General features: G+C 70.5%; 20 protein-coding genes. 9 read left to right on the top strand and 11 right to left on the bottom strand.

Annotated features, from left to right (window positions below):
• A partial coding sequence (locus tag I0C86_RS25490) for a 3-hydroxybutyrate dehydrogenase (protein ID WP_230394761.1) occupies positions 1–752 on the top strand: 752 nt, incomplete at its 5' end.
• Between the two features lie 18 nt (positions 753–770).
• On the top strand, positions 771–2,711 hold the full coding sequence (locus tag I0C86_RS25485; RefSeq protein WP_196203802.1) for a helix-turn-helix domain-containing protein: 1,941 nt from the start codon (positions 771–773) through the stop codon (positions 2,709–2,711).
• Between the two features lie 79 nt (positions 2,712–2,790).
• Here I0C86_RS25485 and I0C86_RS25480 read toward each other — a convergent pair whose 3' ends face one another.
• The 4 genes from I0C86_RS25480 to I0C86_RS25465 form a co-directional block, all read right to left on the bottom strand.
• Positions 2,791–3,399 (bottom strand): TetR/AcrR family transcriptional regulator, encoded by a 609-nt coding sequence (locus I0C86_RS25480; protein WP_196203801.1) that lies wholly within the window; start codon positions 3,397–3,399, stop codon positions 2,791–2,793.
• A gap of 13 nt (positions 3,400–3,412) precedes the next feature.
• Positions 3,413–4,981 (bottom strand): MFS transporter, encoded by a 1,569-nt coding sequence (locus I0C86_RS25475; RefSeq protein WP_196203800.1) that lies wholly within the window; start codon positions 4,979–4,981, stop codon positions 3,413–3,415.
• Between the two features lie 252 nt (positions 4,982–5,233).
• Positions 5,234–5,914 (bottom strand): HAD family hydrolase, encoded by a 681-nt coding sequence (locus I0C86_RS25470; protein ID WP_230394760.1) that lies wholly within the window; start codon positions 5,912–5,914, stop codon positions 5,234–5,236.
• 56 nt (positions 5,915–5,970) lie between these two features.
• On the bottom strand, positions 5,971–7,269 hold the full coding sequence (locus I0C86_RS25465; protein WP_196203799.1) for an MFS transporter: 1,299 nt from the start codon (positions 7,267–7,269) through the stop codon (positions 5,971–5,973).
• Between the two features lie 136 nt (positions 7,270–7,405).
• On the opposite strand from I0C86_RS25465, the gene I0C86_RS25460 reads away from it, so the two are divergent.
• From I0C86_RS25460 to I0C86_RS25445, 4 genes are all read left to right on the top strand, one after another.
• Positions 7,406–8,680, top strand: coding sequence for an MFS transporter (locus I0C86_RS25460; RefSeq protein WP_196203798.1), 1,275 nt, complete (start codon positions 7,406–7,408; stop codon positions 8,678–8,680).
• Positions 8,681–8,685: 5 nt separating this feature from the next.
• The gene (locus tag I0C86_RS25455) at positions 8,686–9,450 is read left to right on the top strand and encodes an SDR family NAD(P)-dependent oxidoreductase (RefSeq protein ID WP_196203797.1); all 765 of its coding nucleotides are present in this window, start codon (positions 8,686–8,688) and stop codon (positions 9,448–9,450) included.
• 343 nt (positions 9,451–9,793) lie between these two features.
• Complete coding sequence (locus I0C86_RS25450) at positions 9,794–10,036, top strand: hypothetical protein (protein ID WP_196203796.1); 243 nt, start codon at positions 9,794–9,796, stop codon at positions 10,034–10,036.
• 82 nt (positions 10,037–10,118) lie between these two features.
• Positions 10,119–10,559: a hypothetical protein gene (locus I0C86_RS25445; RefSeq protein ID WP_196203795.1), complete on the top strand. Its 441-nt coding sequence runs from the start codon at positions 10,119–10,121 to the stop codon at positions 10,557–10,559.
• Between the two features lie 138 nt (positions 10,560–10,697).
• Here the strand turns inward: I0C86_RS25445 and I0C86_RS25440 are convergent, their stop codons facing one another.
• Positions 10,698–10,985 (bottom strand): hypothetical protein, encoded by a 288-nt coding sequence (locus tag I0C86_RS25440; protein WP_230394759.1) that lies wholly within the window; start codon positions 10,983–10,985, stop codon positions 10,698–10,700.
• Positions 10,986–11,050: 65 nt separating this feature from the next.
• Positions 11,051–12,079, bottom strand: coding sequence for a GbsR/MarR family transcriptional regulator (locus I0C86_RS25435; protein ID WP_323373841.1), 1,029 nt, complete (start codon positions 12,077–12,079; stop codon positions 11,051–11,053).
• A 191-nt stretch (positions 12,080–12,270) separates the two neighbouring features.
• On the opposite strand from I0C86_RS25435, the gene I0C86_RS25430 reads away from it, so the two are divergent.
• The 3 genes from I0C86_RS25430 to tsaA all read left to right on the top strand — a co-directional run bounded on the left by I0C86_RS25430 (position 12,271) and on the right by tsaA (position 14,460).
• On the top strand, positions 12,271–12,519 hold the full coding sequence (locus tag I0C86_RS25430) for a hypothetical protein (RefSeq protein WP_230394758.1): 249 nt from the start codon (positions 12,271–12,273) through the stop codon (positions 12,517–12,519).
• Positions 12,516–13,892: a serine hydrolase domain-containing protein gene (locus I0C86_RS25425; RefSeq protein ID WP_196203793.1), complete on the top strand. Its 1,377-nt coding sequence runs from the start codon at positions 12,516–12,518 to the stop codon at positions 13,890–13,892. Before I0C86_RS25430 ends, I0C86_RS25425 begins: the two co-directional genes overlap by 4 nt.
• Positions 13,893–13,977: 85 nt before the next feature.
• A complete protein-coding gene (gene tsaA, locus I0C86_RS25420; RefSeq protein ID WP_230394757.1) occupies positions 13,978–14,460 on the top strand; it encodes a tRNA (N6-threonylcarbamoyladenosine(37)-N6)-methyltransferase TrmO in 483 nt (160 codons plus the stop codon).
• Here tsaA and I0C86_RS44575 read toward each other — a convergent pair.
• The 5 genes from I0C86_RS44575 to I0C86_RS25400 all read right to left on the bottom strand — a co-directional run bounded on the left by I0C86_RS44575 (position 14,457) and on the right by I0C86_RS25400 (position 18,009).
• A complete protein-coding gene (locus I0C86_RS44575; RefSeq protein ID WP_255527820.1) occupies positions 14,457–14,582 on the bottom strand; it encodes a hypothetical protein in 126 nt (41 codons plus the stop codon). The two genes, tsaA and I0C86_RS44575, sit on opposite strands and share 4 nt — an antisense overlap.
• Before the next feature lie 70 nt (positions 14,583–14,652).
• Positions 14,653–15,402, bottom strand: coding sequence for a YebC/PmpR family DNA-binding transcriptional regulator (locus tag I0C86_RS25415; protein WP_192768442.1), 750 nt, complete (start codon positions 15,400–15,402; stop codon positions 14,653–14,655).
• 189 nt (positions 15,403–15,591) lie between these two features.
• Positions 15,592–16,203: a pyridoxal 5'-phosphate synthase glutaminase subunit PdxT gene (gene pdxT, locus I0C86_RS25410; protein ID WP_196203807.1), complete on the bottom strand. Its 612-nt coding sequence runs from the start codon at positions 16,201–16,203 to the stop codon at positions 15,592–15,594.
• A gap of 191 nt (positions 16,204–16,394) precedes the next feature.
• Positions 16,395–17,273: a pyridoxal 5'-phosphate synthase lyase subunit PdxS gene (gene pdxS, locus I0C86_RS25405; RefSeq protein WP_196203806.1), complete on the bottom strand. Its 879-nt coding sequence runs from the start codon at positions 17,271–17,273 to the stop codon at positions 16,395–16,397.
• A gap of 232 nt (positions 17,274–17,505) precedes the next feature.
• A complete protein-coding gene (locus I0C86_RS25400) occupies positions 17,506–18,009 on the bottom strand; it encodes a hypothetical protein (protein ID WP_196203792.1) in 504 nt (167 codons plus the stop codon).
• Positions 18,010–18,022 lie beyond the last annotated feature (13 nt).

Genomic DNA, 18,022 nt, shown 5'->3' with positions numbered 1-18,022 from the left:
TCGTCCGGCTGGACCTGTCGGGCCGGACCGCGCTGGTCACCGGCGGCGGCGGCGGAATCGGTCGGGCCTGCGCCGTCCGGTTGGCCGCGGCCGGCGCGGCGGTCACGGTGGTCGACCGGGACGCCGACCGGGCCGACGCCGTCGCGGCCGAGATCGGCGGTCGGGCGGTCGGGGTGGACCTGTCCGACCCGCGGGCGGCCGGCGAACTCGACGCCGAGGTGGACATCGTCGTCAACAACGCCGGCCTGCAACACGTCGCCCCGCTCGAGGAGTTCCCGCCGGAACGCTTCCACCACCTGCACCGGGTGATGGTGGAGGCACCGTTCCTGATCATCAGGCGGGCCCTGCCCCACATGTACGGGCGGGGCTGGGGCCGGGTGGTCAACATCTCCTCGGTGCACGGACTGCGCGCCTCGCCGTACAAGGCCGCGTACGTCTCGGCCAAGCACGCCCTGGAAGGGCTCTCCAAGGTCGTCGCCCTGGAGGGCGCGGCGCACGGCGTCACCGCGAACTGCATCAACCCGGCGTACGTGCGTACTCCGCTGGTCGAGGGTCAGATCGCGGCGCAGGCGAGCAACCACGGCCTCGCCGAGAGCGAGGTGATCGAACGGATCATGCTCGCCCGGGCGGCGATCAAACGGCTGATCGAACCGGACGAGGTCGCCGAACTGCTCGCGTACCTCTGTTCACCGGCCGCGGCGTTCATCACCGGTGCCTCGATTCCCCTCGACGGGGGCTGGACGGCGAGCTGAGTGGGCGACTCCCGCAGAATGGACGCCGTGTCCTCGCCGATCGAGTTTCTGGAGCTGATCGAGTTTCTGGAGCTGTTGGCCCGGGAGGCCGCTCCGATCGAGTTCGAAGGGCCACTGGTCGCCGCCCGGGCCGCCGGTGTCCCCGCCGAGCGGCTCGGTGAGCTGGAGCAGGCGAAGGTGGTGGCGCTGCGGGTACGGGCGCTGCTGGAGCGACGCCGACGCCGCGAGGCGGAACTCTCCGGCCTGTACGACACCGCGAGCGACCTGGCCGGGCTGCGGGACTCCGACGCCGTACTGCAGGCGATCGTGCGCCGGGCCCGGCATCTGCTCGGCACCGACGTGGCGTACATGACGCTTGTCGACGACGAGCGCGGCGACACGTACATGCGGGTCACCGACGGCTCGATCTCGGCCCGCTTCCAGGGTCTCCGACTGCCGATGGGCGCGGGCCTGGGCGGCCTGGTGGCCCAGACCGGCAGCCCGTACGCCACCGCGAACTATCCGGAGGACGCCCGGTTCCACCACACGGGGGAGATCGACGCCGGGGTGGGCGAGGAGGGCCTGGTCGCCATCCTCGGGGTACCGCTGCGGCTCGGGTCGCGCGTGATCGGGGTGCTCTACGCCGCCAACCGTTCGGTCCGGCCGTTCGCCCGGGAGGAGGTGGCCCTGCTGCTCTCGCTGGCCGCCCACGCGGCCGTGGCGATCGACACCGCCCGGCTGCTCGCCGAGACCCGGGCGGCGCTGGCGGAACTCTCCGCCGCCAACTCGACGATCCGGGCGCACAGCGCGTCGGTGGAGCGGGCCGCCGCCGCGCACGACCGGATGACCGCGCTGGTGCTGCGCGGCGGCGGGGTGGAGGACGTCGCGGCTGCGGTGACCGAGGTGCTGGGCGGGGCGCTGCTGGCGCTGGACGCCGAGGGCGGGACGCTGGCCCGGGTCGGCGAGATCGACGAGCCGGAGCGGGCCGCGCTCGACGAGGCGGTCGTCGCATCCCGCACCGAGGGGCGCAGCGTGCGCCGGGGCGGCCTCTGGTACGCCGCCGTGGTCGCCGGTGCGGAGAACCTCGGTGCGCTGCTGCTGCGCCCCGACGAGGAACTGGTCGACGCCGACCAGCGGATCCTGGAACGTGCCGCCCTGGTCACCGCGTTGCTGCTGCTGTTCCGGCAGACGGTCGCCGACGCCGAGGGGCGGGTCCGGGGTGAGTTGCTGGACGATCTGATCGCCCGACCGGTACGCGACGTGGCGGCGCTGCGTGGCCGGGCCCGCCGGCTGGGCGTGGATCTGGACGCTCCGCACGTACTCGTCGCGGTGGGCGACGACGCGGTGGCCGGCAGTGCCTCGGCCCGGCAGCGGGTGACGTCGTGGGCCACCACGTACGCCTCGACCCGGGGTGGCCTGGCGGCGGCCCGGGACGGCCGGGTGGTGCTGATGCTGCCCGGGGAGGATGCCGGGACCGCGGCCCGGACCGTCGTCCGGGACCTGTCCCGGGTGCTCGGCCGGCCGGTCACCGCCGGGGCCGGCGGATCGGCGGTCGGCCCGGCGTCACTGGCCGGGGCGGCCGTGGAGGCCGACCGGTGCCTGACCGCGCTCCGGGCGCTGGGCCGGTCCGGGGAGGGTGCGAGCAGTGCCGAACTCGGCTTCGTCGGGCTGCTGCTCGGCGCGGTCGACTCCGGTGGCGACCGGGAGGTGGCCCGGTTCCTCACCGACACGGTCGGGCCGGTGGTCGACTACGACGCGCGTCGGGGCACCGCGCTGGTGAAGACGCTGGAGGCGTACTTCGGGGTCGGGGGCAGCCTGGCCCGGGCCGCGGAACTGCTGCACGTGCACGTGAACACGGTGACGCAGCGGCTGGACCGGGTCGGGCAGCTCCTCGGCCCGCAGTGGCAGAAGCCGGAACGGGCCCTGGAGGTGCAGCTCGCACTGCGCCTGCACCGCCTGCGCGGCCAGCGGTCGAGCTAGCCGCGCCGGCCGGCCGTCGCCGATGCCGCCGGCCCCCCAGCAGGGCATCGACGCCAGCTTGCCGGGCGGCGACGCCAGCTCAGCGGGCGGCGATGCCGGAGATCACGGTGTCGACGATCCGGGCCGGCAGGTCCCGCTCGTCGAGGTCCGGCTGGGCCCGCAGCAGCCGCTGCATCGCCAGCGGTGCGGTCAGCAGCGCGACCGTGAGTTCGGGGTCGAGGTCGGCCCGCAGTTCGCCGAGTTCGATGCCCCGGCGCAGCACCTCGCGGAGCATCCGCCGCCGCGGCTCGACCAGTTCCTGGTAGAGCCGGTACTGCTCCGGGCTGCGGTTCATCATCGGCATCAGGCAGGGCATGATCTTCCTGACCCGGGGGTCGGGATTGTGCCCCGACGCTCCGACCAGGGTGATCAGGTCCTCCCGGACGGACTGCCCCGGCGGTTCCGGCGGTGGCGGCTTGAGCCGGCGCAGCGCGTCCTGGAGCAGTGCCTCCTTGCCGGACCAGCGCCGGTAGATGGTGGCCTTGCCGACCCCGGCCCGGGTGGCGATCGCCTCGATCGACAGCGCCTCGATGGTGCTGCCCTCGGCGAGCAGATCGAGCGCCGACTCCAGGATCGCCTCGTCCGCGCGGATGCTCCGCGGGCGCCCTGGCGCCCGCGGAGCATCCGTCGTTTCGGTCACGTCAACCATTGTCACTCAGTGGTTACGCCGCGACCAGTTCGGGATCCACCACCGGCTCGGTGGGCTGTACCGGCGCCTCGGCGGAGCGGCCGGGCATCCAGCGCAGCACCACCAGGATGCCGAGGGCGGCGAACACCGCCGACAGCCCCGCGGCCCAGTGCATGGCCGAGACGAAGGCGTCGTTGGCCGCGCTCAGCACCGGCTGACCCACCGGGCCGAGCCGCTCGGCGACCGCGTACGCCCCGGAGACCGACTCGGTGGCCGCGTCCCGGACCGGTGCCGGCAGCGCCTGCGCCGCCGGCTCCATCTGCTCGCGGTATACCCCGGAGAGTACGGAGCCGAGCACCGCGACGCCGAGCGCACCGGCGACCTGACGGACGGTGTTGCTGACCGCCGAACCCACTCCGGCCTTCTCCCGGGGCAGCGCCGACATGATCGACTCCGTCGCCGGCGGCATGATGTTCGCCATGCCGACGCCCTGGAAGAAGAAGATCGCCGCGACGATCCAGATCGGGGTGTCCTCGGTGGCGAAGGCGAACCCGGCGAGCGCCCCCGCGGTCAGCAGCAGCCCGACCAGCGCCACCGCCCTGCCGCCGTACCGCTTGACCATCGCCGCGCTACGCGGTGCGAAGACCAGTTGGGCGGCCGCGAACGGCAGGAACAGCAGGCCGGTCTCCAGCGGGCTGTAGCCACGGACGAGCTGCAGGTAGAACGAGCTGAAGAACATCACGCCCATGGCGGCGAAGAAGACCAGCCCGATCACCGCGACCGGGGCGGCGAACCGGGGCACCCGGAACAGCCGTACGTCCAGCGACGGGAAGGCCACCCGACGCTCCCAGGCGACGAACGCGGCCAGCACCGCCAGCCCGCCGATGATCGAGACCCAGACCAGCGGGCGACCGAAGCCGTGCTCGCCGCCGTCGATGATCCCGTACGACAGGGCGACCAGGCCGATCACCGAGAGCAGTACGCCGACCACGTCGATCCGGCCGGGCTTCGGGTCCCGCGAGTCGGGCACCAGCAGCGCGACCGCGATCACGCCGAGCACCACCACCGGCACGTTGATCAGGAAGACCGAGCCCCACCAGTAGTTCTCCAGGAGCAGTCCACCGAGGATCGGGCCGATCGCCACGCCGAGGCCGACCGCGCCGGCCCAGACCCCGATGGCGCGTCCGCGCTCCTTCGGGTCGAAGACGTTGGAGATGATCGACAGCGTCACCGGCATCACGGCGGCGGCACCGAGGCCCATCAGGGCACGGGCCCCGACCAGTTGCCCCGGGCTCTGCGCGTACGCCGACAGCAGTGAGGCCAGACCGAAGATCGCGAGGCCGACCATCAGGAACCACTTGCGCCCGTAGCGGTCGCCGAGCACGCCGAAGGTGAAGAGCAGGCCGGCGAAGACCAGCGTGTAGGAGTTGATGGACCACTCCAGCTGGCCCTGGCTGGCGCCGAGGCCGTGCACCGGGTCGGCGAGGGTGCGCAGTGCGACGTTCAGGACCGTGTTGTCCAGAACGATGATCACCAGGCTGACCACGAGTACGGCGAGAATCGCCCAGCGCCTCGGGTGCCCGGTGTTTTCGGATAATTCCATGCCTAGGTGTCCCCCCGACACCCCGCATCGCCGGATTCGGCGGCGGGGAAGATTTCTTGACCGCACCGACGATAACGAGAAGAGAACCGAAACGACACCGTCTCGTATCGTATTGTGAGCGGGCTCACCCGGGCCCGCGACCCCGGTGTGCGACGGCCGCCCCGCCGGCGTGCGGCAGCCCGAGTTCCGCACGGAACCAGCCCGCCCGGAACCGCGAAACCCGTGGTCAGAAGAGGTTCAGCGGGGATCAGGTCAGCGCCGCTGCGCGGTGATCCCACAGAGCCCGGAGACCAGGTGCAGGCGCTCCTCGGTCGGGTCGGTGAGCGGCGGCACCAGCAGGGTCGGGATGCCGACCTCGACCGCCGCGCCGTCGTAACCGGAGCGGTCGCCGACCATCAACGCCGCGCCCGGCTCCACCCCGAGCTCCGCCAGCGCGATCCGGAAGATCGCGGGATCGGGCTTGGAGACCCCGTGCTCGTACGAGAGCACGTAACTGTCCACGTACCCGGCCAGCCCCGCCGCCGCGAACACCGGCCGCAGGTCGAAGTGGATGTCGCTGATCACGCCGATCCGGATCCCGGCCCCGGCCAGCGCGGCCAGGGTGGGCGCGACATCGGGCGCGAACGGGTTCTCGGTCGGGTCGGACTCGACCTCGTACAGCGCCGCCGCCAGCGGATCCGGGATACCGGCGGTGGCGAACAGCAGGTCGTAGCTCTTCCGGTGCAACGCGACCGACCGGTCCGCCACCGCGTCGGCGCGCACGACCTCCGGCTGCTGGAACGCGTCCAGCAGCGCCGCCTCGATCCGCGCCACCTCCGGCGGTGCGGTGTCCAGCCCGGCCCGGCGAAGCGACCGCTCGACCCAGACCGTCAGCGGTGGCGTGTGGACGAGGGTTCCCCGCCAGTCCAGCAGCACGGCGGTGATCGACGGCAACGGTCCTCCCAGGGAACGTCGGATGTGCGTGCCACGCTCGACCGGCGTACCGCCCGTCACGCTACCCCGGCGGGCATCGGGCCGAGATCGGGCGCGGGAGCCGGCGTCGAACGACCATCCTGTTCGGCGGTGATCAACCGACGCAGGGAGAGCGCAACCGCCGAGGCCACCAGGCAGCCGCAGCTCACCAGCACGATCCAGAGCCCACCCAGTCCGGCGTGCAGGAGCGGGCCGGCGCTGACCGGAGCAACGACACCGGAGATGCCCCAGACCATCGAGGCGAGCGCGTTGTAGCGGCCCCGGAGCGCATCGGTGGCGAGCGCGTTGACCAGCGCGGGGCTGGTCGGTGACAGCAACGTCTCGCCGACCGCGAAGATCGCGCCGAAGGCGATCACCCCCAACGCGCTGACGATCGCGCTGTCGATGTCGATCACGGCGGCGAGGCCCAGCACCAGCCAGGCGGCGGCGAAGACGACACCGACGACGGCGAGTGCGATCGTACGGCTGCGCCCCTGCATCTTCTTGAGGACGAACAGCTGCGCCACCACGATCACGATCGTGTTCGCGGTGAAGGCGTACCCGATGATCTGTGGGGTCACTCCGACGGTGGCGGTGGCGAAGCCGGTGAAACCGACCTCCAACTGCGCATAGCCGGAGACCGTCAGCAGCACACTGAAGACGATCAGCCGCCGGAACGGCCGGTGCCGCAGCACGACCGCCCAGCCCCGGTTCCCCCGACCCGCATCGACATCGGCCGGATGCGGCTCGACCAACCGCCGACCCACCCCGGGCATGGCGAGCAGCAGCAGGAACGGCGCGAGGTAGCACACCATGTCGATGAGGTAGATCAACTGGAAGGTGCTGGGCCGAGCCACCTGGACGATCGAACCCGACACTGCCGATCCGACGCCGATGCCGAGGTTGAGGAGCGTGAACTGGAGCCCGAAGACATTCTGCCGCTCCGCCGGGGTGGTGAGCGAGGACAGGAGCGTGTTCTGCCCGGCCCAGATCACCCCGGCGCCCACCGAGGCCAGCGTCAACGCGATCCAGGCGTGCCAGACCTCGGTCACCAGCGCCAGCCCGCCGACGCCGGCCGCCTCGATCAGCAGCGCCGGCAACACGATCCGACGGGCGCCGAACCGGTCGATCAGCGTGCCGCCCAGCGGCGCGATCAGGAGCGCGCACAGGCCGAACCAGCCGATGAGCAGACCCACTGTCGTAGCGTCGAACTGACGGACCTCGGTGAGGTAGATGAAGAGAAAGGGAAGCGTGAGCCCGCGGCCGATGGCCGAGAAGATCGTGCCGACCAGGAGCCGGCGCGCCTCGGGGCGACTGGGCAGGGCGTTACGCAACATTCGGGAAGTCTCCCGCGTGCCCCTGACGGATTGCGACCGAGTTTGCCGGGCTGGTGACCAGACCCACAGCAGGGGGCGGGCAACGGACCCACCTCCGGGTTGACCTCAACCCGGCTTGAAGTGGCATCGTCCCGGGATGACGTTGACGAGCCGGTTGGTGCCGGAGGCGTACCGGGCGACGCTCGGCGTACCGGCCTTCCGCCGGCTGCTCTCCGCGCTGGTGGGCTCGCACCTCGGCGACGGGATGAGTGTGGTCGCCATCGCGTGGCTGGCACTCCGGCTCGCCCCGCCCGAGCGGGCCGGTCTGCTCATCGGGGCTGCGGTGGCCGCGTACACCCTGCCGGCCGCCGCCGGTGCGCTGCTGCTGGCCCGCTGGCTGAGCCGGGTCCCGGCCCACCGGCTGGTGATCGCGAACGCCGGACTCCGGGCCGGCGCCCTGGGCGCGATCGTCGTGCTGCACCTGCTGGGCCAGCTCACCGCCGGCCGGTACATCGCCCTGCTCGCCGGTTCGTCGTTGCTCACGGCCTGGGGCAGCGCCGGAACGTACACCCTGATCAGTCGGATGTTTCCGGCGGACCGCCGGCTGCCGGCGAACGCCCTGGTCGGCACGAGCCAGCAGGCGGCCTTCGTCGTCGGGCCGGCCCTGGCCGGCCTGCTGGTCGCCGGGGTTCATCCGGCGGTGGTGCTCGGCGTCGACGCGCTCACCTACCTGCTGCTGGCGGTCCAGGCGAGCCGGCTCGACCTGCCGGCGGTCACCGCCGCCCCCGACGGGGACGGGCGGCCGACCGGTACCGGTATCCGGCTCCTCCTCCGCCGGCCCGAACTGGTCGGGCTCGTCGGCGTCACCGCCGTCTTCTACTTCCTCTACGGGCCGGTCGAGGTCGCCCTTCCGCTGTACGTCGCCGACGAGCTGAACAGCGCCGCCCGCCTCCTGGGGGCGTATTGGACGGTGTTCGGAATCGGGGCGGTCGTCGGCGGGCTGCTCGGCGGCACGTTCACCGCCGCCCGGCAGTGGCCGGTCACCATCGCGGTCATCGCCGGCTGGGGTCTGTCGCTGCTGCCGTTCGGGCTGAGCGCACCGGTCTGGCTCACCCTGTGCTGCTTCGCCGTCGGTGGGCTGGTCTACGGGCCGTTCCCGGCGTTCAGCCTGGCCCTGTTCCAGAACGCGGCCGAACCCGCCGACCTGCCGGCGGTGCTCGCCGCCCGCAGCGCGGTGACCACCGCCGCCATGCCGCTCGGTGCCGCGCTCGGCGGTCCGCTGGCGACGGCGCTCGGAGCCGGCGGCACGCTGCTCGGATCCGGGGTCGCAACGGTCGGGCTGGCCGCCCTCACCGCCGGCACGCTGCTGATCCACGCCCGAACGAGGCGTCCGATCACCGCCAGACGACGGCTCGGGGTTGAACCACGATAGGTGGCATGAGCACCGTTCTTAACAGCAAAAATCTGGTTCTTGATGGAAAGGTGGCCTTCGTCACCGGTGGCGGACGAGGCATCGGCGCGGCGGTGGCCGTACGGCTGGCCGAGGAGGGGGCCGACGTCGCGTTGACGTACCAGAGCGACGCCGGTGCGGCGGCAGCCGTGGTCGACCAGGTCAAGGCCATCGGTCGGCGGGCAGTCGCCATCGCGGCGGACAGCGCCGACGTCGCGGCGGTCACCTCGGCGATCGACCGGACGGTCGAGGAGTTCGGCCGGCTCGACGTCCTGGTCAACAACGCCGGGGCGTACCTCGTCGCCCCGGTGCAGGAGATCGGGGCGGCGGCGCTCGACGAGACCATCGCGGTGAACATCCGGGCGCCGTTCGTGGCAGCGCAGGCCGCTGCCCGGCACATGACCGACGGTGGGCGGATCATCAACATCGGCAGCAACGTGGGCGTGCGGGCTCCGTTCCCCGGGCTCGCGCTCTATTCGATGAGCAAGACGGCGCTGACCGGGCTGACCAAGGGACTCGGCCGCGAACTCGGGCCGCGCGGGATCACCGTGAACCTGGTGAATCCCGGGCCGACCGACACGGCGCTGAACCCGGCCGACGGCCCGTTCGCCGAAACGATCCGGGGCTTCACCGCCCTCGGCCGGTACGCCGCACCGGCCGAGATCGCGGCGGCCGTCGCCTTCCTGGCCGGCAGCGGCGGCTCGTACGTCACCGGTGCGACCGTCAACGTCGACGGCGGTTTCACCATCTGATCGTCCATTCATGATCCCGAAGAGTTCGGACCGCTTCACGGCGGCCGAACTCTTCGGATTGGACTTCGAAGCCGGTCACCTGCGAAGACGCTTCCGTTGCCATTTCGCGGACCGCGAGTCGACCGCCCGACCGGTGCCGGCCGCGCTGGATACGGGCGAGGCATCCGGGCAGGGGATATAGCCGGGATCGGCCGAAGGTTACGGCCGTGATGTCATAGTCGGCATCATGTGCAACTCGTCGGTTGTCGACGGTGAACAAACGGACATCGGAAGTTGAGCCCTGCGGAACTTTCACGCTGGAGTCCCACACCTGTCACCGTCAATCGAGGGGCCAAAAAGGTTGATGGCTATTCGCAATCCCAGTGCCGTCGACCATACGGCCGTACGTCCGGACTGGACGTGTAGCTGCGGAGCGCTGCGCTGGCCCTGTCCCGACGCACGGACGCTGCTGCTGCGGACCACCGATCCGTACCGGCTTTCCACTCGGGCGGGTGACTGGATGCGGGAGGCGGCCCGGGACCTCGCCGACGTCACCCCGGCGGAACTGTTCGAGCGGTTCCTGAGTTGGACGCGGGACCGAGCGTGAAACGGACGCGGGCGCACCAGATCAGGAAGATCCGCAGCCGGGGGCCGTCGTTGCCCGGGGGGCGACAGGCTATTTTGCTCGGATGAGTCTGCTCGATGACGTCGCGAGGCGTGACAGTTGGCGATGCTGGGTGTGCGACGAGCCGGTCGACGCCGACATGTCGGTGAACGACCCGCGTGGTCCCAGCGTCGACAGTCGCACCGCCGACAAGAAGGCCAAGGTCGCCGAGCGACTCGCGCACCGTGCCTGCAACACCCGCAAGGGCGCGGTCAAGGTGGTCATCGCCTGGCCGGACCGTCTGCGCGTGGTCGAGCCCGCGCCGCTGATCACCGTCGCCGAGCGACTCGAACGCAAGGGCGGCCGCGAGCTGGTCGCACGCTGTCCGAGCAGGAAGGACGCCCAGGAGGCGGCGGACTGGCTGGTCGACCGGTTCTCCCGGCTGGTGCCCGGACTGCCGGTGACCGCAAGCGTCAACGCGGGCGGCGGACAGTACCTCGTCGCCCTGGCCACCCGCCGCCGCTGACCGGTCACCCTGGTCGGCGGCGGCGGATGAGGCATGGCGCCCGGCAGCCATCCCAGCACTGACATCGGCTGGGTCGCATACCGGCCGTTCTCCAGCCGCCGACATCGGTGGCGTCGGTGGCGTCGATCAGTTTCCTGATCAGAAGGGAGGCGCGTCCTGGCCCATCAGCGCCAGCACGACGCCTCCCTTCCCGCTCTTGAGGCTCTGGACCACGACCTTGCCGGTGCTGCCGTCGGGCAGCTCCAACGTGAAGGTCTTCCCGACCGCGTTCTTGGGGCCGTTGCCGGCACTGTTGGCGGGTCGGAAGTCGCCTGCCCACGGCGGGGTCCCACCCTTGCGGGCGGGCTCGGCGAAGAGTGCGGCGGTCCCGGGGGTCCTGGTGCCGTCCGAGGAGAGAAGCACTGAGGCGCTGCGATAGGTAGCCATATGCACCAAGGTTATCCCGGACTGCGCTCGTTCGGACCACGACAGTTCCGGGCAACGGGTTTTCCTCACTCCGGCCCACGTCTGGTGGCGGACGCTGGGGTTGCCTGGTCTCGTCTGTTCATGTCGTGCCGCGTCACCGATGTCGAGGATGTGCTGGTGCGACTCGAGTGACTCACGTCTTCGACGGCTCGGCACTGCGCCGGGCTGAGGCGGTCCGGTCTGACGGTCACGGTGTAGGTCTCGGGTTGGATGGTCCGCAGGAGGAGCGGATCGGCGATGGCGGGTCGGAGCCGGATCGCATCCAGGGCGGCAGTGAGGCGGCTCCGGGGCCATTCGAGCACGGTGACCAGTGCGCCCAGCGTGACCGGTCGACCGGCGTGCACCAGTGCGGCGAGCACGGTCAACGCGTCGTACCCGACGGGCTCGGCGAGGTTGCTGACGCTCATCTGCTCGCTCAGCCGGGCGAAGAACTGGCCCATCCTGCCCAGCCGGGCCCCGGCCGTCGTATCGGCACCGAAGATCTTGATGCCCCGCTGTGCGGCCACCGCGATCTCGCCGTGTGCGCCGGTGTCGGCGTGCCACGCCCGGAGCCAGACGTCGTCGTCGATGACGTACCGCTGCCGGCGCCCGCCGGGGTCCGGTCGGCGTACGGCCAGTTCCATGGCTTCCAGGTAGCCGATGGATTTGGACACCGATGCCGGACTGACCTGCAACCAGCGCACCAGATCGGCTGCCGTCAGGCCGCTGGCGTCCGCGGTGAGCAGGCAGACGAACACCCGGGCGGTCATCCTGGGCAGACCGGTCGCGGCCAGCAGGGTCGCGAACTGGTCCACGAAGTCGCGCACCGTCTCGGTCGACTGCCCGTCACGCATCGTCTCAGTCCGCCGGGGACGGCGTCGGCGGGCACGGTGGCCAGCGGCCTGCTGGGCGTCGTCGGCCAGGTAGGCGCCGGGGACGGCGTTGCGGGCGACCTCGCGGCTGATCGTGGAGGTCGGCCGGCCGAGTCGGCGGCCGATCTCGGCGTATCCGAGCCCGTCGGCCAGCCATGTCGCGATCCGCCTACGGTCCTCGTAGGTCAGCCTGACTCCTGGCACCGGCACCTCCTCCCCTTGCCTTTATCAACAGTACATTGCAACGGCTCGGCTGAGATAGTTGCATTGATTCACAATGCCGTTGCAACGATTGGCTCGTGGCCTGAGTTTTCTGCGCTGATTTGTTTGACGAAAGTAGAAATGCAACGTAGCTTTCAACAAACCTGAAGGGGAGGACAACGATCATGCACGTGATGGCCGTATCGACCGTCTCGGACAACAGCAATTTCTGGAGTGGCCTGAAGAAGGCACACACCATGCTCCCCAAGGGAGCCACCTGGAAGGTGGCGGTCGCGAGCAAGGACGGGGCCAAGGCGGTCAACATCATCACGCACGACTCCGTCGACGGCGTGCGGGACTTCTTCGAGACACACGCAGGCGCCTACGCCACGACGGAGTACTTCGAGGCGGACGCCGCGAACGCGGTCGGTCTCCCCCGATGACGATCGACGTGCCAGGCGTTCAGGCCCGGATCGCCGTACTCCTGGCGGAGTACGGCATCCCGAGCGCCGCGATCGGCGTGCTCCGCGCCGGCGAGTTCACCGAACTCGCGGTCGGCGTCAAGAACGTGGAAACGGGCGAACCCGCGACGATCGACACCGTCTACCAATGCGGCTCCATGACCAAGACATGGACCACGCTGGCCTTCATGCAGCTCGTCGACGAGGGGAAGGTCGACCTGGACACGCCGGTGCGGACCTACCTGCCCGGCTTCAGGGTGGCCGACCCCGAGACGAGCGCCAAGGTCACCCCGCGTCACCTGCTGCACCACACCAGCGGTGTCGAGGAAGCCTACGGCGATCCCGGCGAAGACGAAGACGTCTACGAGCGCATGGTCGACAACATCGCCGATGCGCCCCAGGTCGCCCCGCCGAGCCGCACCCACGGCTACAGCGCGGCACTGGGGTACGCGATTCTCGCCCGGATCCTGGAGGTCATCGACGGCAAACCCTGGGACGACGTCATGCGAAATCGTCTCTTCGAGCCCATGGCCCTGACCAGCACGAACAGCTGGCGCGACCAGGTGGACGAAACCCGGGCCGCGACCGGGCACCTGATCCGCTCCCTGGAAGAGGGCCCGATCGTCACACCGGTGGACCACCTGCCGCGCGCCTTCGGCCCCGGCGGCAACATCACCTCAACGATGCGGGAAGTGCTCGCCGTAGCGCACGTCCTGCTCCACGGAGGCACGGCTCCGAACGGAACGTCCATCGTCTCGGCCGGAAGCATCCGGGAGATGATGCGCTCGCGTGTGTCCGTACCCGATCCCTACATGTTCGGGCCGGAATGGGGACTCGGTCTCGTCGTCTGTGACTGGCGCGGCGAAACCGTCTACGCCACCGACGGCAGCACGATCGGCCAGAACGCCCGGCTACGGATCCTGCCCAACTCGAACACCGCCATCGCGATGCTCACAAACGGCGGGCCACGGGAGAGCTTCTACCGCAAGGTGTTCAACGAACTCCTGACCGAACTCGGCACGGTCACCATCCCGGACCTGCCCGCACCGGACCCGACGCTGAACCTCGACCCGTCCAGGTACGAAGGTGTCTACGAGCGCCCCGGCAGCCGGTACGAGGTGTCCGCCGACGGTGGAACCCTGGCCCTGACCCTGATCCTCGACCCGACGCAGGCGGAGTTCCTCCAGAAACCGGACCGGATCAGATACGAACTAATCCCGGTGAGCGAAACACATTTCCTGATGCCACCGACGGGTCCGTTGGAGGACACCCAGACGGTCGCGATCTACGACTTCGCCGACGGCACCGCCCGGTACCTTCACACCAACTCCCGGGTACACCCACGATCAGGGTGATCGCGTAAACAACGATGCGGACATCAACACCCTGACAGTGGTCGGTCTCAACCGAGGGCATCGAAGATCGACGGAGGATCATAAGATGCTGGTCCGGGCCGATCGGGGGAAACTCATGAACAGCAAGCCGACGCTGGCCGGTCACGTCGATACGGCGGACCCGCCGTACGCGTTGCATCCGATCGGGCGGGTCGAGTCCCCGCTGGTAGACCGGGCAACGGCGCCGAGGCAGGGCGACGAGGGTTCGCCCGAGGCGTGGCTGGTGTTCGAGCCGGAGATCCGCGAGGGCCTGCGTGATCTCGAGGTCGGCATCGACGTTCTGCTGCTGACCTGGTTCGACCGGTCCAGTCGGGACGTACTGGTGGTGCATCCCCGGGGTGACCTCGGCCGGCCACCGACAGGAGTGTTCAGCACCCGCTCACCGGACCGGCCGAATCCGATCGGGCTGCACCGGGTGTCCATCGTGGAGATCGACGATCTCCGGGTCCGGGTACGCGACCTGGAGGCCCTGGACGGAACACCCATCCTCGACGTCAAGCCGGTACTCGACCGGGACACCGAGCGCTAGTCGTCTGCCGGCCCGTCCGCCGGGTCGTCGTAGACGATCGTCAGCGTGCTCCGGTACGCCAACCGTGCGCCCGGGTCCGACTCCGGCATCCGATCGGGCGGCTCACCGGGACCGCCCGTCATCAGACCAGCATGGAACGGCGCCCGGCCCGTTCGGCATCCGGGGGGTGGGACCGGGCACCGACCGTACGCCTCAGCCGACCGCCGCCATGACCTCGTCGGAGACGTCGAAGTTGCCGAAGACGTTCTGCACGTCGTCGGAGTCCTCGAGGGCGTCGATCAGCTTGAACACCTTGCGGGCGCCCTCGGCGTCCAGCGGCACGGTCATGCTCGGGACCAGCGACGACTCGGCCGACTCGTAGTCGATGCCGGCGTCCTGCAGTGCGGTCCGGACCGCGATCAGGTCACCCGGCTCGGAGATCACCTCGAACGCCTCACCGAGATCGTTGACCTCCTCGGCGCCGGCGTCGAGCACGGCGAGCAGCACGTCGTCCTCGGACAGGCCCGCCTTCGGAACGATCACGACACCCTTGCGGGAGAACATGTACGACACCGAACCCGCGTCCGCCAACGAACCACCGTTGCGGGTCAGCGCGGTCCGGACCTCGGTCGCGGCCCGGTTGCGGTTGTCGGTCAGGCACTCGATCAGCAGGGCGACGCCGCCGGGCGCGTACCCCTCGTACATCACCGTCTGCCAGTCGGCACCGCCGGCCTCCAACCCGGAGCCGCGCTTCACCGCCCGGTCGATGTTGTCGTTGGGCACCGAGTTCTTCTTCGCCTTCTGAATGGCGTCGAAAAGAGTCGGATTACCAGCCGGGTCACCACCGCCGGTACGCGCCGCGACCTCGACGTTCTTGATGAGCTTCGCGAACATCTTGCCACGCTTGGCGTCGATGACCGCCTTCTTGTGCTTCGTCGTCGCCCACTTTGAGTGGCCGGACATAAGCTAACCTCCGTTGCTACCCGCCGTCTGCGTCGACTGCACCGCGCGCATCTCCACGAAGAACCGCCGAACCCGCGACAATCCTACCGACGCCGCTCCGGCCCATCCGCGCCCGGCACGGGGTCGGATCAAACGGTTCGCACATCGCAGTCCGGATCGACCACGCTCGGCGCCGCCTCCCCGCCCGGTTCAGGCCCCGGATCGGTCCTCGGACCGCCGGACGAGATCCACGAACCAGCGGTGCAGGCGCCGGTCCCCGGTCAACTCCGGATGGAAGGATGTCGCGACGGCGTTCCCCTGCCGAACCGCGACGATCCGGCCGGCGGCCGGCCCCTCGGTCACCCGTCCCAGCACCTCGACCCCGTCGCCGACCCGCTCGACCCAGGGCGCCCGGATGAAGACGGCGGAGAAACTCGGCCCGGGTACGCCGACGATCTCGACCGGCGCCTCGAAGGAGTCGATCTGCCGTCCGAACGCGTTGCGCCGGACGGTCATCTCGATGCCGCCGAAGCTCTGCTGGTCGGGGCGGCCGTCCAGCACCTCGGTCGCTAGCATGATCATCCCGGCGCAGGACCCGTACACCGGCATGCCGGCGTCGATCCGCTTGCGCAGCGGGTCGAGCAGCCCGAACTCGTCGGCGAGCTTGCTGATGGTGGTCGACTCGCCGCCGGGGATGACCAGGCCGTCGACCTGCTCCAGTTCCTCGGCCCGGCGGACCCGGCGGGCGGTCGCGCCAGCCGAGGTCAGCGCCAGCAGATGCTCGCGGACGTCGCCCTGGAGCGCGAGAACCCCGACGGTCACCTCCGCCGAACCCGCCGGGCCACCGTCCGTTCGCGACTGCGGGGCTCGCAACCCCGACTCACTCCTCGCGCTCACCGGGCCACCGTCCGTTCGCGACTGCGGGGCTCGCAACCCCGGCTCACTCCTCGCGCTCACCGGGCCACCGTCCGTTCGCGACTGCGGGGCTCGCAACCCCGACTCACTCCTCGCGCTCACCAACCCCGCTCCGCGAGGCGGTGCGGGGCCGGGATGTCGTCCACGTTGATTCCCACCATCGCCTCGCCGAGCCCGCGCGACACCTTGGCCAGCACGTCCGGGTCGTCGTAGAAGGTGGTCGCCTTGACGATCGCGGCGGCCCGCTGTGCCGGGTTGCCGGACTTGAAGATCCCGGAACCGACGAAGACGCCCTCCGCGCCGAGCTGCATCATCATCGCCGCGTCGGCCGGGGTGGCGATGCCACCGGCGGTGAACAGCACGACCGGCAGTTTCCCGGTCTCCGCCACCTCCCGGACCAGCTCGTACGGGGCCTGCAACTCCTTGGCGGCGACGTACAGCTCGTCGGTCGGCAGCGAACCGAGGCGACGGAGTTCGTCACGGATCTTGCGCATGTGCGTGGTCGCGTTGGAAACGTCGCCGGTGCCCGCCTCGCCCTTGGACCGGATCATGGCCGCTCCCTCGGTGATCCGCCGCAGCGCCTCACCGAGGTTCGTCGCCCCACAGACGAAGGGCACCGTGAACGCCCACTTGTCGATGTGGTTCGCGTAGTCCGCCGGGGTCAGCACCTCGGACTCGTCCACGTAGTCCACTCCGAGGGCCTGGAGCACCTGGGCCTCCACGAAGTGGCCGATCCGGGCCTTCGCCATCACCGGAATGGAGACGGCGTTGATGATGCCGTCGATCATGTCCGGATCGCTCATCCGGGACACCCCGCCCTGGGCACGGATGTCGGCGGGGACCCGCTCCAGCGCCATCACCGCGACAGCGCCGGCATCCTCTGCGATCTTGGCCTGCTCGGCGGTGACCACATCCATGATCACGCCGCCCTTGAGCATCTCGGCCATGCCCCGCTTGACCCGTGCGGTGCCGACCACGGGGGTGGCACTTCCGGCCTGCGCCGGGGCCGTCGAATGGTCGGAACCGGACTTGGCGGTGGAATCGGACACGGCGTTCTCGCTCCTCGACAGTGGTGTGGCGGATGAAATCCGCCCCCGATGTTACGCGGAGTACAACGCGCGACCGACAGCCAATCAGCCCCCGGGTGGCCTGCCCTGTGTCCCGGCTCACGGTCGCCGAAGCGGCCCGGTGCCGGGCCGAGCAGCCCGATCAGCTGACGGAGAGCCCGGTCCGGGTGTCCAGCGTCGGGTCGTCGATGTCGAAGTAGCGGGGCCGCTCGCGCTTCCGCGACATCCGCATCAGCCGGACCAGGGGACGCCGCCGCGCAGACAGCGCGTCACGGACCAGGTCGGTATGGACCTGACGGGCCAGTCCGAGCCGACGGCTGGCCCCGATCACCGCCCCGGCGACCTGGTCGTCCGGGTCGAGCGGCGTGATCCGCAGTTGCCGGGTCAGGTCGTTCTCGGCGGCCTCCCGCTCGTCGCCCTCGGCGTCCAGGGCGATCCGGGACGCGGCATACAACTCCACCGCGTACCGCTCCTCGGCCAGCACCGCGGCGGCGGCCGCCCGGCGGAGCAGATGCGCGTCAAGCGCCCGGGCCGCCGACTCCACCCGGGAGTGCAGGCGGTCGACCCGGGCCGCCGTCCAGGTCAGGTACGTCGTTACCAGGACGATCGCCACGACGACGCCCACCACCCACCACATGCCCGGCATCGTAGTGCGGCCC

The organism is Plantactinospora alkalitolerans, assembly GCF_015690345.1.
Lineage (GTDB): Bacteria > Actinomycetota > Actinomycetes > Mycobacteriales > Micromonosporaceae > Plantactinospora > Plantactinospora alkalitolerans.
Note: the sequence above shows the minus strand (reverse complement) of the source record. Positions and strands in the feature narration are given on the sequence as shown.